This is a genomic window from Actinomadura gamaensis (assembly GCF_042652125.1).
Lineage (GTDB): Bacteria > Actinomycetota > Actinomycetes > Streptosporangiales > Streptosporangiaceae > Spirillospora > Spirillospora gamaensis.
Genome location: NZ_JBHSIT010000020.1, coordinates 1 through 15,945, shown reverse-complemented (window position 1 = coordinate 15,945; position 15,945 = coordinate 1). Strand labels below are relative to the sequence as shown.

Sequence of the window (15,945 nt, the reverse complement as noted above, 5' to 3'; positions counted from 1 at the left end):
ATGCGGGCCATCAGCCAGGACGTCCTCGGCGGCCCCGACGTGCTGAAAGAGGTCGAGCTGGAGCGTCCCGAACCCGGCCCGGGGGAGGTGCTGATCCGGGTCCGGGCGGCGGGCGTCAACCCGACCGACTGGATCCACCGGGCCACCGGCCTGATCCTCGGCACGCCGCCGTTCGTGCTCGGCTGGGACGTGTCGGGCGTCGTCGAGGAGGTCGGCCTCGGCGTGACGATCCACCGGCCGGGCGACGAGGTGTTCGGCATGCTGAGGTACCCGTACGGGAACGGGTCGCACGCCGAGTACGCGGTCGCCGCCGCCCGCCACGTGGTTCCCCTGCCCGCGGACGCCGGCCACGTCCAGGGCGGCGCGCTGCCGCTGGTCTCGCTCACCGCCTGGCAGGCCCTGGTCGACACCGCGGGCCTGCGCGCCGGGCAGCGCGTGCTGATCCACGCGGCGGCGGGCGGGGTCGGGCACGTGGCCGTCCAGATCGCCAAGGCACTCGGCGCCTACGTGATCGGCACGGCGAGCGCGCCCAAGCACGACCTCGTCCGGAGCCTCGGCGCGGACGAGGTGATCGACTACACCGCGACCGACTTCGCCGCCGCCGTGCGCGACGTGGACGTCGTCCTGGACGGCGTCGGCGGCGAGTACGGCCCGCGCTCGCTGCCGACCCTGCGGCCTGGCGGCGTCCTCGTGTCGATCGTGAACCACATCCGCGACCTGGACACCGCGCGGTACGGCGTCCGGGCGGCCGAGATGCTGGTGGAGGCCGACCACGGCTCGATGCGGGAGGTCGCGGCGCTGGCCGGGGCGGGCCGGCTGCGCGCCGAGATCGACTCGGTGTTCCCCCTGGCGGACGCCGCCCGGGCGCACGCGCGCGGCGAGACCGGCCGCGTCACCGGCAAGATCGTCCTGACCGTCTGACCGTCTGACCGCCCGGGCGGCCGGGCCGCCGCACCGCCAGGCCGCCGCGTTGCCTGGCCGCCGCGCTGCTCGGGGAGCGTGCCGCCAGGCGGGTGTGACGCCAGGCTGTCGCGCTGCTAGGCGGACGCGTCGCGCGCGGGCGGGACGGGCGCGTCGAACTCGATCCGGATGCGCTTCACGCCGTTCATGAAGTACGAGCGCAGCAGGTCGGGTTCGCCCACCGCGCGGGCCGTGGGCAGCCGCGTGAAGAGCGCGCGGAACATCTCGGTGATCTCCAGGCGGGCGAGGTTCGCGCCGAGGCAGAAGTGCGGCCCCGGCCCGCCGAACCCGACGTGCGGGTTCGGGTGCCGGGAGATGTCGAACGCGTCCGGCTGGTCGAACGCCGCGTCGTCGCGGTTCGCCGACGAGTAGAACAGCAGCACCCGGTCGCCCGCGCGGTACCGGTGCCCGTTCAGCTCGTGGTCCCGGACGACGTTGCGGCGGAACGAGACGACCGGCGAGCAGTACCGGACGATCTCCTCGACCGCGCCGCCGATCCGGTTGTCGAAGTCCTCCATGAGCAGCTCGCGCTGCTCGGGATGGTCGGTGAACAGCTTCAGCCCGTGCGCGATCGCGTTGCGGGTCGTCTCGTTGCCCGCGAGCACCAGCAGCAGGAAGAACGCGCCGAACTCGCGCGGGCTGAGGCGCTCGCCGTCCACGTCCGCGTTCACCAGCGTCGAGGTCAGGTCGCCGGTCGGACGCCGCGCGCGCTCGCGGCCGAGGTCGGCGGCCAGGCCGTGCAGGTCGCGGCCGGCGCGGGCGACCTTCAGCAGGGCCCGGCCGGTGCCGACCCGTCCGAAGCCCGGCGACATCGTCGTGTACTCCTCGTCGGTGAACCCCAGGAGCACGTTGGTGCGCGCGACGATCCGCCCGTAGTGCCGCTCGGGGACGCCGAGCATCTCGGAGATGACCTCGATCGGCAGCCGCACCGCGGCGGCGGACACGAAGTCGCCGGGACCGTTCCGGACCAGGTCGGCCACGATCCGCTCCGCCCGCGCCCGCACGGTGTCGTGCAGCCGGGCGAGGACGCGCGGCGCGAACGCGCGCGAGACCGTCCGGCGCACCTTGGCGTGCCGCGGGTCGTCCATGTTCAGCAGCGTGTCGACGTAGCGGTTCAGCCAGTCGGGCAGGTCGACCGGCGTGGTCGCGCTCGGCTCGCTGGAGAACACCTCGGGCAGCCGGGACGCCCCGGTGACGTCGGCGTGCCTCGTCAGCGCCCAGAAACCGGGGGTGCGCGGCAGGAACGGGATCGCCGGCATCGGGAAGAACACCGGCCCGGGCCGCTCGCGCAGCAGCCGGAACGCCTTCTCCCGCTCCTCGGCGGGACGCTGCCAGAAGGCCAGGTCGGCGAGGTCGATGTCCCGTTCCCGCGGGGGGTCGGTCGAGGACGGCATGCCGCTCCTTCGCTCGGGAGGTGCCGGACCTCCCGAGTCTGGCAGCGGCCGTCGCCGACTCCAAGTGACCGGTTGAAAACGCTATGTCGCGGTCACCAGCGGACCGGCAGGCGCTCCGGGCCCGTCACGAGGCCGCCGGACCGCCACGGGACCTCGTCCGCCGGGACGGCCGTCTCCAGCTTCGGGAACCGCTCGGCCAGCGTTTCGAGCGCGACCTCGACCTCCTGCCGCGCCAGGTTCGCGCCGAGGCAGAAGTGCGGCCCGTGCCCGAACGTCACATGGGACGCGCCGTCGGTCGGACGGTCCGGTGCGAACTCGTCCGGGTCGGCGAAGACGGTCGCGTCCCGGTTCGCGGCGGCGAGCATCGGCAGCACGGTGTCCCCGGCGCGCACGGAGCCGGACGCCAGCTCGACGTCCTCCAGCGCCAGCCGCGGCAGCGCGACCGCGGTGGGCGTGTCGTGCCGCAACACCTCCTCCACCAGGCCCGGCGTGACCCGCACGGGCCAGCGGCCCCCGGTCGTCAGCGTGAACACCGCCGTCGCCAGCAGGTGCGCGGTCGTCTCGTGGCCCGCCGAGATGATGTTGATGACCAGGCTGACCAGTTCCGGGCCGGACAGCCGGTCGCCGTCCTCGTCGGAGGCCGCGATCAGCACGTCGATCAGCGCGTCGCCGGGCGCCGCCTTCCGCGCGGCGATCAGCGCCTCCACGTAGCCGCGGAACTGCTTCCCGGTCGCGGAGCGCCGCGCGGCGCCCTCGGTGCCCGTGGAGAGCGCCGCGTCGGCCCACCGGCGGAAGCGTTCCCGGTCGCCGTCCGGGACTCCGAGCAGCTCGCAGATCACCCGGACCGGAAGCGGGAACGCGAACGCCTCGACCAGATCGCACGGCATCTCCCGCACGGCCATCCCGTCCGCCAGCTCGGCCGCGATCGCCTCCATCCGCGGACGCCACGCCGCCGTCCGGCGCGGCGTGAACGCGCCCGCCACGATCCGCCGGATGCGCGTGTGCCGGGGCGGGTCCATGTTGAGCAGCGAGTGACGGTCGTTGCTGACGTCGCCGCCGCGGGCCAGCCGCGGCCCGCCGCGCCGCAGCTCCCGGCTGAACCGGGGGTCCGCCAGCACCCGCCGGACGTCGGCGTGCGCCGACACCGCCCGCATCACGTCCCCGCTGGGAGCCGTGAGCTCCGGCAGCCGATCGCGTCCGCTGTTCCCGCCGTCCATGGCACCTCCCGGCCGAGCCCCCTCCATGGTCCACAGCGACTCGCCGCCCGTCGAGCGCTCCGAACGGTCCGAACGGTCCGAATGCTCCGAGCGGTCCGGACGCTCCGCGCGTGGAGGCATCGGCCCGGCGGCGGCTCTTCCCGGGGCCCTCGTACGCCGTGGGGCGTACGGCGGGAGCCGCTCCCGGACGGATGCCCCGGTCCCGTCCTGCCGGTGATGCTGACGGTGCGAGATCCCCCGACGAGATCCGCCCCACAAGGAGCCGACCATGACCGCACGTCCCGGTACCGATGCGCCGCGAGGCGGCACGGTGACGCTCCCGGCCCCGAAGCGCGCCGCCGTGCCCGCGCCGAGGTGGCGGATCTCCCGCGGGGTGCGGCGCGCGATGCTGGTCGTCCACGTGGTGTCGGCGGGCGCGTGGATCGGCATCGACGTGATCGTCGCGGTCCTGGTGCTGACGGGCCGGTTCGCGGACGACGTGAACCTGCGCAGCCTGGCCTACCGGGCGCTGGCGGCGTTCGTGGTCTGGCCGATGCTGGGCTCCGCGCTGATCTGCCTCGTCAGCGGCGTGGTGCTTGGCCTCGGCACCAAGTGGGGACTGGTGCGGTACTGGTGGGTGGCCGTCAAGCTGGTGCTCAACCTCGCGCTCTGCGCCCTCATCTTCTTCGCGCTGCGGCCGGGGATGGGACCGGTCGCGACTTACGGCGAGCGGCTGCTGACGGGGACGCCGTCCAGCGAACCGGTGGACAAGCTGTTCTTCCCGCCCGCGGTGTCGCTCACCGCCCTCACCTTCGCGACCGTCATCTCCGTCTACAAACCGTGGGGCCGCGTCCGCCGCCGCTCCCGGTAGCGGCCCGGCGTCCCCTAGGGTGGCGATCATGACCGTCCTCCCGACGACGGAGCCCGCCGTGCTGCGCGGCTCCCTGCGCGACCAGTTCGAGACGTTCCTGGACGAGCACCGCGCGCACATGCACGCCTGCCTGGACGGGCTGACCGACGAGCAGGCCCGCCGGTCGCTGGTCCCGTCCAAGACGACGCTGCTCGGCCTGGTCAAGCACGCCACGTTCATCGAGAAGGTCTGGTTCGACGAGGCGGTCACGTGCCGTCCCCGGAGCGAGATCGGCATTCCCGAGACCCCGGACGAGTCGTTCGATCTGACCCCCGGCGACACGGTCGAGTCCGTCCAGCGGGCCTACCGCGAGGCGTGCGCGGCGTCCCGCGAGGCCACGAAGGACCTCGGCCTGGACGACCTCGTGCGCGGCAACCGCCGGGGCCCGCTGCCGCTGCGCTGGGTCTACCTCCACATGCTGCGCGAGCTGGCCCAGCACGGCGGCCACGCGGACATCCTCCGCGAGCAGATCCTCGACGGCGCTCGCGGCCGGGCCTGACCGGACGGTGCCGTCCGGTCAGGGTGGTTCCCGGCGGCTCCGGCGCGGCCACCTCGACCTCACCTAGCCCGGCGGGCCGGACGACCGGCGCCGAGGAGGGGGTTACGGGCGGGGACGGCCGAGGCCGTCGAGGAGGAGGTCGAGGCCGGTGATGAACTGGTCGCGGTCGTCGTGGTCGCGCAGGTCGGCGGTGATGCCCGTCAGGAACGGGTACTCGGCCGGGTCGAGGCTCTCCCAGTGCTCGGCGGTGCGGGCCAGGTAGGTCTCGCGGTCGGTGGACGGCGCGACGGTGACGCTCGGGGCGATGATCTGGGCGCCGACACCGGTGATGTAGTAGAAGACCGCCGTCGAGACGGCGAAGCGGCGCTCCGGCGGGGCGCCGGCCCGCGTGACGAGCATGCCGATGCCGTCCTGGAGGCGCAGCGCGTTGGGGAGCGTGGGCGGCGTGGTGACGCGGGACGCGGCCCACGGATGCCGGTCCAGCTCGTCGAAGACGGCGAGGGCGAGGGCGCGCAGTTCCGCGAGGGCCTCTTCGGCCGGGGCGGAGGCGGAACCGTCGGCTGAGGCGGCGGCCGGGGTGGAGGCGGGACCCTCGGCTGAGGCGGCGGCCGGGTCCGGATCGGCGGCTGGGACGGGCGCCGAGGTGAGGGCGCGGCCGAGGACCTGGTCGGCGGCCAGGGCGACGAGCTCGTCCTTGCCGGCGACGTGCCAGTAGAGCGCTCCGGTGCCGGTGTTCAGGCGCTGGGCGAGCGCCCGGAAGGTCAGCCCGCGCTCGCCGAGCTCGTCCAGCAGCGCGACGGCGGCGCCGACGACGATCTCGCGGGAGAGGGCGTCGGCGCGTCCCCCGGCGGGGGCTCGTCCTCGGGTCCGTGGCATGTCCCCAGTTTGACACATGCTGGAACGTTGTTCCATATTGGTTATGGAACGACGTTCCATATGGGGCGCCGCATCGTCCGTCGCCGAACCGGGGGGAATCATGAACACGCACGTCACGATCATCGGCGCGGGGCTGGGCGGGCTCACGCTCGCCCGCGTCCTGCACGTCCACGGGATCCCGTCCACGGTCTACGAGGCGGAGGCCTCGCCGACCGCGCGGGCCCAGGGCGGGCTGCTCGACATCCACGAGAGCAACGGCCAGCCGGCCCTGGAGGCGGCGGGGCTGATCGAGGAGTTCCGCGGGCTCGTCCTGGAGGGGCACCAGGCGACGCGGGTCCTCGCACCGGACGGGACCGTCCTGCTGGACGAGCCCGACGACGGCACCGGCGGACGGCCCGAGGTGCAGCGGGGGGAGCTGCGCCGGATGCTGCTCGACTCGCTCCCGGCGGGCACCGTGCGGTGGGGGCACAAGGTGACGGACGTCCGCCCGCTCGGCGGCGGGAAGCACGAGGTGACCTTCGCCGACGGGACGACCACCGGCACCGACCTGCTCGTCGGCGCGGACGGCGCGTGGTCGCGGGTCCGGCCGCTGGTCTCCGCTGCGGTGCCCGAGTACATCGGCAGGTCGTTCGTCGAGACCTGGCTGTTCGACGGCGACGACCGGCACCCCGCGACCGCGGCGGCGGTCGGCGGCGGGTCGCTGCTCACGCTCGCGCCGGGGAAGGCGATCCAGGCCCACCGGGAGAGCGGCGGGACGCTGCACGCCTACGTCGTGCTGTCCAAGCCGCGGGACTGGTTCGCCGAGATCGACTTCAGCGACGCCGCCGCGTCCGCGGCCCGGATCGCTGCGGAGTTCGAGGGCTGGGCGCCGGAGCTGACCGCGCTGATCACCGACGCCGACGTCCCGCCGGTGCTGCGGCCGCTCCACGCCCTGCCCGCCGGGCACCGCTGGGACCGCGTGCCGGGTGTGACGCTGCTCGGCGACGCCGCGCACCTCTCCGCGCCGTCGGGTGAGGGGGCGAACCTGGCCATGTACGACGGCGCCGAGCTGGGCCGGGCCCTGGCCGCCCACCCCGGCGACGTCGAGACCGCGCTCGCCGAGTACGAGCGGGCCCTGTTCCCGCGCTCCGCCGCCGAGGCCGAGGACGCCGTCCGGATGCACGACATCCTCTTCGGCGACGCGACCCCGCAGAGCCTGCTCGACTTCTTCGCCGCCGCAAAGTCCGCCTGAAGCCTCCCAGACTCGGCCGAAGCGTTGATTTTAAGTAAAGTGGCAGGTGAGTATACCTTTTAATCCAGCGTGGTGATGGCTGGTTCTGGGCTGTGTCAGGCAGTCCACTAGCCCCGGTTCGCTAACTCGTTCTTCCGTTCAGACGAGGATTCGATGCGGCAACCGTACGTAACCAAAAAGCTCAGCAAGCGCACCGGGGCGACCCGGTACACGGGGATGTACTACGACACGACGGAGACGCCCCGGTCGGCCGGCACCTACGACGACGAACTGGAGGCACTGACCGCGGCCCGCCGGGAGCAGGCCAGGCGTGAGGGCGGAGCCCTGGGGGAGATGACGCTGGCGCAGAGGCGCGCGATGACGTTCAGTGCTGGTCGCCCGGGTCACCGGCCAGTCCTTCGAGACGTTCCTGCGCGAGCGCATCTTCGACCCCCTGGGCATGAGAGACACCGCCTTCCACGTGCCCGCCGACAAGATCGACCGGTTCCCGCCCCTGTACGCCCCCGATCCCCACACCGGCGAGTTCCTCGTGGAGGACCCGGCCCAAGGAGGCCACCACGACAAGCCCCCGGCGTTCCAGTCCGGCGGCGGCGGCCTGGACTCCACCGCCGACGACTACCACGCCTACTTCCGCATGCTGCTCAACGGCGGCATCCACCAGGGCGAGCGGATCCTGTCCCGGCCCGCCGTGGAGCTGATGACCACCAACCGCCTCACGCCTGAGCAACTGGCCGCCCGCCAGGCCTGGGCCCGCAGCGTCGTCCACCTGTCTCACGGCACCGGGCAGCACGGCGGCTGGGGATGCGGGATGGCGGTGCGCACCTACCGCGGCGACTACGCCCCCATCGGCCAGTTCGGCTGGGACGGCGGCGCCGGCACCACCACCTACGCCGACCCCCACCACGGGCTCGTCGGCATCCTGCTCACCCAGACCGGGATGTCCACCCCGGACTCCTCGATGGCCATCCACGACTTCTGGACCACCCTCTACCAGGCCATCAACGACTGACAGCAGGCCGCACACCACAACGCGTCCGGCCTTCCCGGCCAGGCGCGCGCCGCCCGGAGCGGCGACAGCGCCCACCAGGTCGGCGTAACGAACGCGACCGGACTGGCGGGCCTGGCGGGCGGTTCGCAAGGCTTTCCCTCCCCGCCGCGATCGTCGGGAGCCGGGCAGCCGTCCCGCCGCCCATCCCGCACGGCGTGCCCGGCCACCGCCGCCGGGACATCCTCGACCTTCGGAAAGTAGCCGAGCCGCTGGTAGGACTTCAGCCACACCACCAGCGCCAGCAGATGATGCTCATCCTGAGTACGGCCCCGCGGCCACTCGACCTCGGCCTCGGCCGGCGTGAACAACACCTCGGACGCGTGCTGGGGGTGGGAGTGACGTCTAGGGCGCCCTTTGCCCGCCCAACTCGGTCCGCGAGGAGGCTGAGTGCAGAAATTAGCGGTGATGCTGCCGGGGCCCACCGGCCTCCGGTGTCGGTCACGGTGCGTGATGATCTCGGTCTGGCGGCCGGAAGCGGCCCGGGAGCCAAGGGAGCGGGCGTGTCGTAACGCGACGTCGACGCAGCGGCCCCACCGCTCCACCATGAGTGCGGACAGTGACGGCTGATCTTTGTGCTGGGTGTGGCGGGGCCCGGTACATCGTGCGCGTGAGGCCGGGGTGACGGGTGCGGCACAGGCAGGTTGGCGGGACGGCGGGGGTGGCGGAACCGCAGGGTGCGCCCCGCTCCAGACTGCGAAAGCAGGTGTGTGACGTTCCGTCCGTCGTCTCCTCTGACCACGCGTCGATTGGCCGCGCTGACCGCCGTCGGCGCGCTGGCCGCCGGCCTGGTCACTGCCCCGGCCCTGCCCGCGGTGGCCGCGACCAAGACCACCTGCGAGAACGGCTCGATGGTCTTCGAGAAACAACTCCTGGGCCCTGGCAGGCACAGGCTGCAAGCACGTGTCCGGCAGCGGCGACCCCCACGAGACCTACGTCAAGAAGCTGCTGATGAACGTGCAGCCGTTCCCCGCCCGGACGGTCCACTGCCAGCAGGCCGTCTTCGAGCACGACTGGGTGGGCTGCTTCTCACACCCGCGGTCCCCGGCTGACCCGCCGCCCGCCGCCCATGCTGGCGTCCCGTGGGCGGCGTGGCCGGTGCGGGCAGGTGTCCTCCGGCGTCCGGTGTTGCGGTGAGGCCAGCGTGACGGGTGCGACCGGGGGAGGTTGGTCGGACGGCGGGGGTGGCAGGACCGCAGAGTGCGCCCGGCACCGACCGTGAAAGAGGTGTGTGATGTCCCGTCCGATCGCCTTCGCGCTGACCACCGTCGCGCTGTCGACTGCGGTACTGCCGGCTGCCGCCCAGCCCGCTGCACCACCCGCCGCGCAGTCCCGGGCCGCCTTGGTCGGCGCCCGGTACACCTGCGAGACGGGCGTGCTCACCTCGACACACCGATATCTGCTCTACGGGAGCGGGTGCAAGCACGTGTCCGGCAGCGGGGATCGGGGGGAGGTGTTCGTCAAGGAGGACCTGGGAGGCGGAAAGAGCGAGACGTTCCACTGCGAGAAGACGATCGGCATCCACCGGTGGGACTACTGCACGTGGGACCAGTGACTGGGAACTCCCGTCCGCAGGTTCGACGTCGTGGTCGGGCACGGCGAGGAGCCGTTCAGCGTCGCCGCCGCCACTGACAGGCGACTCGGCCCGGCCGAGCTGGAGCAGATGATGGCTGCCTACACCCAGGCGCTCACCGCGCGCGGCTGGCGGGGTCGCCTCCGGGGATTCCCTGTGTCTCGCGCAGGTCAGAGGGGGCGTGGACGGACGCGCTCCCCCGCCGAGGCGGGGGAGCGGGGGCGCGCGTCCGTCCGCGCCTCCTCTACCGGCGGGCCCTACCGGGGGCGTACCGAGGTAGGCCCACGGCGCGTCCGGGCGGTCTCCGCCGCACGGGTGGACCCCGGTTAGGCCCCGCCGGTAGGCGCCCGGACGAGCTGCCAGCCGATATGTACCGTGGTACACATCCCGCCGTCCGGCCCGGACGTCACCGGGTACACGTACGCGTTGACGGCCCGCTCGCACCGGGGGAGCGGGAGGTTCGGAGGGCGGCGAGCCCTCCGCGTCCACCAGGCGCTCGTCGACGCACCCGCCGAACCCAAGGCCGCCCCCCCGACCTGCGGCGACAACGTTGCATGCCCAAAAACGCGCGTGCGTGATCCGGTCCGCGCTCGGGCCGCCCGGCAAAACCCTGCGTTTTGCATATCTTGCTGAGCGTTCGTCCGCGCCGCCCGTGGCGGCCGTAGCGTGCGCGCTTGAGCAACCAGGATGCGACCGCCCGTTCACCGGCGCCCTGGCCACGGCCCTGCAGTTCACGGCCGCGCTGGCCGCGTTGGACTGCTTTGGCGGCACCGGGACTGCGGCCGAGCATGAGGCCGAGGCGGCCCGGCTCGGCGGCGCCGACGCCTACCGGAAGCGGCTGGCCAACGCGCTGCTGGGCGCGGTGCAGCTGCACGCGATGCTCGCCGAGCCCCTGGCCGCCGGCGACGCCGACGCCACGGCGGCCGCGCACGCCGAGCAGCTGTCCACCTGCGGGATGCTGGACCCCGACACCGGGGAGGTGGACCCGGGCAAGTGGGCGGAGTTCCTGCGCTGGCAGACGCTGCGGGTGTCGGGGCCGCTGCGCGAGGCCGCGACCGACCCCGCCTCCGGGCCGATCGTGCTGGGCGCCGCGCACGCCGCCTACGCGCTCCAGCGGATGCTCGGCGGGATCGCTGCCGGACAGCGCCTGTTCGCCGAGCCGTCGATCGAGGCGGTCGCCGCGCAGCGGGACGAGCTGCGGGACGAGCTGCGCGCGGCCCGGACCGAGCCGACCGACGCGATCGCCAATATCGACGTCCTGGAGGATCTGCTCGCCGGAGCCGAAGGACTGTTCGGCTGAGCACGCCGCTCGGCGAAGGCGGTGTTCGCGACTGTGCTGCCGCCGGTGGGGGTGCTGGCGCGGCGGGCGGACGTGGTCGAGGTGATCGGCGCGGCGGTGGAGGTCTCCGCGGCGGGCAAGGGACATCGGCGGATCGCGGCCGGGCTCGGCCGGCCTGCGGAGACGGCGCGGGGTTGGCTGCGCCGGTTCTCCTCGAGGGCTGAACGGATACGGGCGGCGTTCACAACCCTGCTGGCGGGCTTCCTCGCCGACCGGATGTTCTCCCCGCAGCCGCCGGGACACCATTCCGAGCCGCGCTCGCGGCGATGATCGCGTGTCCAAGGCGGACGAAGAAGCCCGTCGACGGGCCGAGCGCGCCCAGCAGGTCGCGCTCTGGAAATACCAGCTCATTCGCGAGGCGGCCGACCCCGCGCTGACCACGCGGCAGCGCGGGCGGCTGGTCCGGCAGATCGCCGGGACCACTCACGACGGCCCGAACCGGCCCCGGCCTGAGGGGTTTTGCGGCCCGCCACGGACGGTAACCGTTGGAATGCAGATGACTACTTGAAGTGGTCACTGGTTGGTTCGGACGACACCGGCAGGGCACGCGACCGCGCCCGGGTGTCTGGCGTCTTGACGGGGCGGTCTTCAGGTGGTCCTCGCACATCGGTACTGTCCGCAAACCCGGTGATCGGTTAGGCCTCGTGCAGGACAGTGCCGTCTCACCGGCGCGTGGGGAGCACACTGGCTCGCACCACAATCCCCGCGGAGTTCGACTCAACCGCCGGGTCCGGGGTGGTTACCGAACGTCCTCGGTTCGCGGCCTCCGCCCACGGTTCCCTGGGGACGACGTTGCACCGGGTAGACGCCCGAACAGCTCGCCCCGCGAGCGCCCGCCCACCCCGCTACGCGTCGTGAGCCTGTTCGTGGGGATCGGAGTTCTGTCGGCGGCCTGACAGGTCGGTCTAGGCTTGGGTGGCGGGGTCGGTTCTCTGGCCGGGGAGGCGTGGAGGATTGTTGGACCGGGGCGAAGTCGGCGCTGTCGTGGTGCTGCTGGAGGGGCTGGCGGCGCAGCATCCCGACGATCCGTTGAGCGTCCTGGCAGTGCGGGTCGCGGCGGCTCTGCGCGGGCGGGCGGCGGCCGGTGAGGCCGAGGCGCCCCCTGACGCCGGCCTCAGTCCAGACCGTGATCAAGTTTTGGGCCGTGATTTCGGCGCGGTGGCAGCGGCTGAGCGGCGCCGAGAGGTCGGTCAGGTCCGCGACCTGGCTGCCGAGGGCCGAGACGCTGCGGCTGAGGACCGCGACGCGCGGGCTGCGGTGCGGGCCGCGCGGGCGGTCGAATCCGCCCTGACGGCGGAGGCCACCGCCGCGCGGATGTCGGACCTGCTGCGCCTTGCCGAGTTGCGTGATGACCGTGCCGCCGAGCAGTCGGTCGAACGGCGAACGTCCAAGGAGCAGCGCCGCACCGCTGAGGAGGACCGGGCCTCCAACCGCGTGGATCGGGCGGCGCTGCGGGCGTTCTTGCTGACCTTGCAGGTGGACCGGCTGAACGAGCGTCATGCCCGGCGTTCCAACGCGCAGAACCGGTTCGCCGCAGGCCGCGATCGGGCGGCGGCGAAGACAGACCGGCAGGTGTCGGAAGGCGACCGCGACCAGACGCTCATCGATGTCGAAGAACTGGCCCAGCGGCTGCACTGGACCAGACAGAACATCATCAACATCATCAACCTCATCGAGCGGGCCGAGCATCTGAACCTGTCCGCTCAGAAAATCGAGGCTGACCCTGTTGTCCTGGGCGAGTTGGAGGCCATCGCCAGGGAAGCCTCCCAGTACCGCAAGTAGTGGGCGGCCCGCGGCTGGGGTGGCGGGGCCGGGACCGAACAGCTACAGCCGAGACGGTCGGGTGGCTTCTCCTGCTCATCCAAGCCGGGGCAGATGGCGGCCGGTGCGAAGAACTCGTTAGGTGTCCCGTAGCGCTCCTCAGCCCAGGTATCCGCCGTAATGACGGCCGACTCGGCCGCAGCGCCCGTGCCAGCGTGAGCCTCGTAGTCCACGGTCACCCCCTGGGCTGCTCGGGACGGCCCCTCTCCGACACCAGCAGGCGCACCAGCCCGTTTCCCAGATCCTCGGGGGCGGCCGCGACCCACACGTCCACGCCGGGGCATCGCGCCGCACAGAGGCCCGACACACCGCCCGCATACCGTCACAGAAGCAGGCCGACGAGTCGCATGCCAAGCTCCGCGGCCCGGGTGAACGCGCGAACGCCAGCTCAGATCATGGGAGATCCTCAGTAAGCTCCGCTGCTGCCCCGATCCTGCCGGCCACTTCGTCAAGGCCATCAGCGTTCTTTAGAACCGCGAAGTCTCAGCTCGCGCATGATGGAAACGGCTCACTGACCACTCAACCAACCACGATCAGCCGGTAAGTTCACACACCACCGTCGTCAGGATCGGGACCAGCTTCGTCTTGGCTGCTTTCCCTTCTGGTCTGGGCGCGAGTTACGAGGTTGGGAAACGGATGCTCTCAGCGGGAATCGACAGCCCTACAGCCCTCGGAGGGCGATTGACATGCAGGTTCCTGCCGACGCACTTTCGGGAATCTGCGCACCTGCGCGCTTCGCGCAGAGGTCACTTGTCGGCGGCGAGCTTCCCACCGACGCCGAAGCTGTCAGCGGGGGTCTCCTCGATGAAGACCATCACCGTCTCGGCCGGAATCCGGTAGGTCTCGACGAACGCATCGGTGATCTTCTTGATCAGCTCCCGCTTGAGCTCGATGTCGCGGGGGCCCTGCTGAACGGTCACGACGGGCACGGCTGCCTCCTGATTAGCGGTGGTTCACGTGGTTGCCGCGGGGCGGATGAGCCGGTCCCGCGTTCGAGACCCAGGAAAGCCCACGGCGCGACGGGTCGGCCAACACCCAACAGGCGACACCGACAACCAACGGACGTGAGACCAGCTGAAGACCTGGTTCTCGGATGCCGGGACTGTGCGGTTTTCGGCTCTGTCCCGTAATCGGTGGTAGCTCTGTGTGATCTCGTGTCAGCCTGGAGGGTGCTGGAGGTCGACGCGCTGGTTGGCGCGGTGTTCTCGGGGTTGTCCGCGCTGTTCGTCGAGGGGGTCGTGGATGAGGGTGAGTGCATCCGGGTCGCAGCTCGCACGCGTGGTGATCCGGTGCCGTGCCCGGTGTGCGGGACGCCGACGCGGCAGGTGCATGGTTGGTGCGGTCGGACGGTGACGGACGTGCCGGTTGACGGCCGCCGTGTGATCGTCGGGGTGCGGGTGCGGGTGCGGGTGCGGCGGCTGCGGTGCGGGCGGTGGAACTGCCCCAGGGGGACGTTCCGCGAGCAGGTGCCCGGCCTGCTGGAGCGGTATCAACGCCGGACGAGCCGGCTGGCCGAGCAACTGGGCGCGATGGTTCGGGAGCCGGCGGGACGGGCGAGCGCCCGTCTGTCGGCCGGCTGGGCGCTGTCGCGGTCGGTCGCGTTGCGTTTGTTGGCGCGGCTGCCGCTCCCGCCGCTGCGGGTGCCGAGGGTGCTGGGCGTGGACGACTTCGCGTTGAAGGGCCGGCAGCGGTACGCCACGATCCTGATCAGCGCCGGGACCAGTGAACCGGTCGACGTCCTGCCCTGTCGCGGCGCCGAAGCCTTGCAGGAGTGGCTGGGGACGCATCCGGGCGTCGAGGTCGTGTGCCGGGACGGCTCGCCGGTCTACGCCGAGGCGATCCGCCAGGCCCTGCCCGACGCGGTCCAGGTCGGCGATCGGTGGGACCTGTGGCTCAGCCTCTGCGACAAGGCCCTGTCGGAGGTCCGCTCCCACACCGCCTGCTGGGCGACGGTCAACCCGCCCCGCCCCGCAGGCGACCGGGAACAGACCACCCGGGAACGCTGGCAGCAGGTCCACGCCCTCCTCGACCAGGGCGTCGGCCTGCTCGAATGCGCCCGAAGGTTGAACATCTCCCTGGGCACCGTCAACGCTACTCGCGCCGCGGCGAACCCGAAGAGCTCCGGATCGCACCGCGCTACCGGCCCACCCTCGTCGACCCCTACCGCGACCACCTGCGCGCCCGTCGCGCCGAAGACCCCGCCGTTCCGGTCACCCAGCTTCCTCAAGGAGATCAAGCAGCTCGGCTACACCGGCAGCCTCAACCTCCTCTACCGCTACCTCAACCAGGGCCGCGCCGAAGGAGACCGGCCCGTCACCACTCCACGCCACCTCGCCCGGCTCCTGCTCAGCCAGCCCGAGCACCGCCGCGATAAGGACAACGCCCTGCTTTACGACCTGACCGCCAGCTGCCCCGAACTCACCGAACTCGCCCGCCTCATCAGCGGGTTCGCCCAGCTCCTCACCCCCGCCGAAGGAAACGACACCAAGCTCACCACCTGGATCACCGACGTTCGCGGCGCCGACCTGCCCTACCTGCACGGCTTCGTCAACGGCATCGACCTCGACCGCGCCGCCATCGACGCCGCACTCACCCTGCCCTTCCACAACGGCCGCACCGAAGGCGTCAACACCCGCACCAAACGGATCATGAGACAGATGCACGGCCGTGCCAGCTTCGACCTCCTCCGCCACCGCATCCTGCTCGAGTGTGCATCACGCAGCGCTACCACCGATTACGGGACAGAGCCGAAAACCGTACAGTCCCCCGCGGGATGGTCCCGATCAGGTCTACTCAGGCAGTTGGTCCGGCAAGTCGCCCCGCGCCCGCGGGGATGGTCCCCGGCCCCTGGGAGGTCCAGCCATGGGACACGCGTCGTCCCAGCGCCCGCGGGGATAGCCGACCTCGATGGCGTCCCATCGACCGCATGGCCACCGTCGTCCCCTGCGCCCATGCGAGGGGACTGTACGGTTTTCGGCTCTGTCGTTCTTTCGGTGGTAACGGAGGGTGGGGCTACTGCAGGAGGATGCGGTGGCGCAGGAGATGGAAGCCTGCCCGGCCATACATCTGTCTCTTGATCAGTTTGGTCTTGGTGTTGACGC

Annotated in this window: 15 protein-coding genes and 2 pseudogenes; 12 read left to right on the top strand and 5 right to left on the bottom strand. The window is 72.1% G+C overall.

The features are described from left to right. Positions 1 to 921 carry an NADP-dependent oxidoreductase gene (locus ACFPCY_RS41270; RefSeq protein WP_378265022.1) on the top strand — a complete coding sequence of 307 codons (921 nt, stop codon included), beginning with the start codon at positions 1 to 3 and terminating at the stop codon, positions 919 to 921. A gap of 116 nt (positions 922 to 1,037) precedes the next feature. Here the strand turns inward: ACFPCY_RS41270 and ACFPCY_RS41265 are convergent, their stop codons facing one another. Together ACFPCY_RS41265 and ACFPCY_RS41260 are read right to left on the bottom strand one after the other, a co-directional pair. After that, positions 1,038 to 2,354, bottom strand: a complete 1,317-nt coding sequence (locus ACFPCY_RS41265; RefSeq protein ID WP_378265020.1) for a cytochrome P450 — start codon at positions 2,352 to 2,354, stop codon at positions 1,038 to 1,040. Between the two features lie 92 nt (positions 2,355 to 2,446). Beyond that, positions 2,447 to 3,571: a cytochrome P450 gene (locus ACFPCY_RS41260; protein ID WP_378265018.1), complete on the bottom strand. Its 1,125-nt coding sequence runs from the start codon at positions 3,569 to 3,571 to the stop codon at positions 2,447 to 2,449. Between the two features lie 268 nt (positions 3,572 to 3,839). Here ACFPCY_RS41260 and ACFPCY_RS41255 point away from each other — a divergent pair, with 268 nt between their 5' ends. Together ACFPCY_RS41255 and ACFPCY_RS41250 are read left to right on the top strand one after the other, a co-directional pair. Next, the gene (locus tag ACFPCY_RS41255; RefSeq protein ID WP_378265016.1) at positions 3,840 to 4,421 is read left to right on the top strand and encodes a hypothetical protein; all 582 of its coding nucleotides are present in this window, start codon (positions 3,840 to 3,842) and stop codon (positions 4,419 to 4,421) included. A 28-nt stretch (positions 4,422 to 4,449) separates the two neighbouring features. Continuing rightward, positions 4,450 to 4,959 carry a DinB family protein gene (locus ACFPCY_RS41250; protein ID WP_378265014.1) on the top strand — a complete coding sequence of 170 codons (510 nt, stop codon included), beginning with the start codon at positions 4,450 to 4,452 and terminating at the stop codon, positions 4,957 to 4,959. A 102-nt stretch (positions 4,960 to 5,061) separates the two neighbouring features. Here the strand turns inward: ACFPCY_RS41250 and ACFPCY_RS41245 are convergent, their stop codons facing one another. Further along, positions 5,062 to 5,835 (bottom strand): TetR family transcriptional regulator, encoded by a 774-nt coding sequence (locus ACFPCY_RS41245; RefSeq protein ID WP_378265012.1) that lies wholly within the window; start codon positions 5,833 to 5,835, stop codon positions 5,062 to 5,064. Positions 5,836 to 5,935: 100 nt separating this feature from the next. On the opposite strand from ACFPCY_RS41245, the gene ACFPCY_RS41240 reads away from it, so the two are divergent. Together ACFPCY_RS41240 and ACFPCY_RS41235 are read left to right on the top strand one after the other, a co-directional pair. Beyond that, entirely contained in the window at positions 5,936 to 7,066 is a 1,131-nt protein-coding gene (locus ACFPCY_RS41240) for an FAD-dependent oxidoreductase (RefSeq protein WP_378265010.1), read from the top strand. A 367-nt stretch (positions 7,067 to 7,433) separates the two neighbouring features. Next, positions 7,434 to 8,075, top strand: a complete 642-nt coding sequence (locus ACFPCY_RS41235; RefSeq protein WP_378265008.1) for a serine hydrolase domain-containing protein — start codon at positions 7,434 to 7,436, stop codon at positions 8,073 to 8,075. Here the strand turns inward: ACFPCY_RS41235 and ACFPCY_RS41230 are convergent. Beyond that, positions 8,054 to 8,425, bottom strand: coding sequence for a hypothetical protein (locus ACFPCY_RS41230; protein ID WP_378265006.1), 372 nt, complete (start codon positions 8,423 to 8,425; stop codon positions 8,054 to 8,056). The genes ACFPCY_RS41235 and ACFPCY_RS41230 overlap by 22 nt on opposite strands. Before the next feature lie 589 nt (positions 8,426 to 9,014). Here ACFPCY_RS41230 and ACFPCY_RS41225 point away from each other — a divergent pair. The 6 genes and pseudogenes from ACFPCY_RS41225 to ACFPCY_RS41200 all read left to right on the top strand — a co-directional run. Next, positions 9,015 to 9,248: a hypothetical protein gene (locus ACFPCY_RS41225; protein WP_378265004.1), complete on the top strand. Its 234-nt coding sequence runs from the start codon at positions 9,015 to 9,017 to the stop codon at positions 9,246 to 9,248. Between the two features lie 97 nt (positions 9,249 to 9,345). Then, positions 9,346 to 9,666: a hypothetical protein gene (locus tag ACFPCY_RS41220; RefSeq protein WP_378265002.1), complete on the top strand. Its 321-nt coding sequence runs from the start codon at positions 9,346 to 9,348 to the stop codon at positions 9,664 to 9,666. 670 nt (positions 9,667 to 10,336) lie between these two features. After that, positions 10,337 to 10,984, top strand: a complete 648-nt coding sequence (locus ACFPCY_RS41215; protein ID WP_378265000.1) for a DUF6245 family protein — start codon at positions 10,337 to 10,339, stop codon at positions 10,982 to 10,984. A 21-nt stretch (positions 10,985 to 11,005) separates the two neighbouring features. Continuing rightward, complete coding sequence (locus ACFPCY_RS41210; protein WP_378264998.1) at positions 11,006 to 11,293, top strand: hypothetical protein; 288 nt, start codon at positions 11,006 to 11,008, stop codon at positions 11,291 to 11,293. A 687-nt stretch (positions 11,294 to 11,980) separates the two neighbouring features. After that, on the top strand, positions 11,981 to 12,805 hold the full coding sequence (locus ACFPCY_RS41205) for a hypothetical protein (protein WP_378264996.1): 825 nt from the start codon (positions 11,981 to 11,983) through the stop codon (positions 12,803 to 12,805). A 361-nt stretch (positions 12,806 to 13,166) separates the two neighbouring features. Continuing rightward, positions 13,167 to 13,315, top strand: a pseudogene (locus tag ACFPCY_RS41200) (IS5/IS1182 family transposase); the annotation flags it as partial. Positions 13,316 to 13,590: 275 nt separating this feature from the next. Here ACFPCY_RS41200 and dmpI read toward each other — a convergent pair. Further along, positions 13,591 to 13,773, bottom strand: a complete 183-nt coding sequence (dmpI, locus tag ACFPCY_RS41195; RefSeq protein ID WP_378264994.1) for a 4-oxalocrotonate tautomerase DmpI — start codon at positions 13,771 to 13,773, stop codon at positions 13,591 to 13,593. 204 nt (positions 13,774 to 13,977) lie between these two features. Between dmpI and ACFPCY_RS41190 the strand changes: the two are divergent. Beyond that, a pseudogene (locus ACFPCY_RS41190) lies at positions 13,978 to 15,537 on the top strand (ISL3 family transposase); the annotation flags it as partial. Positions 15,538 to 15,945: the final 408 nt, after the last annotated feature.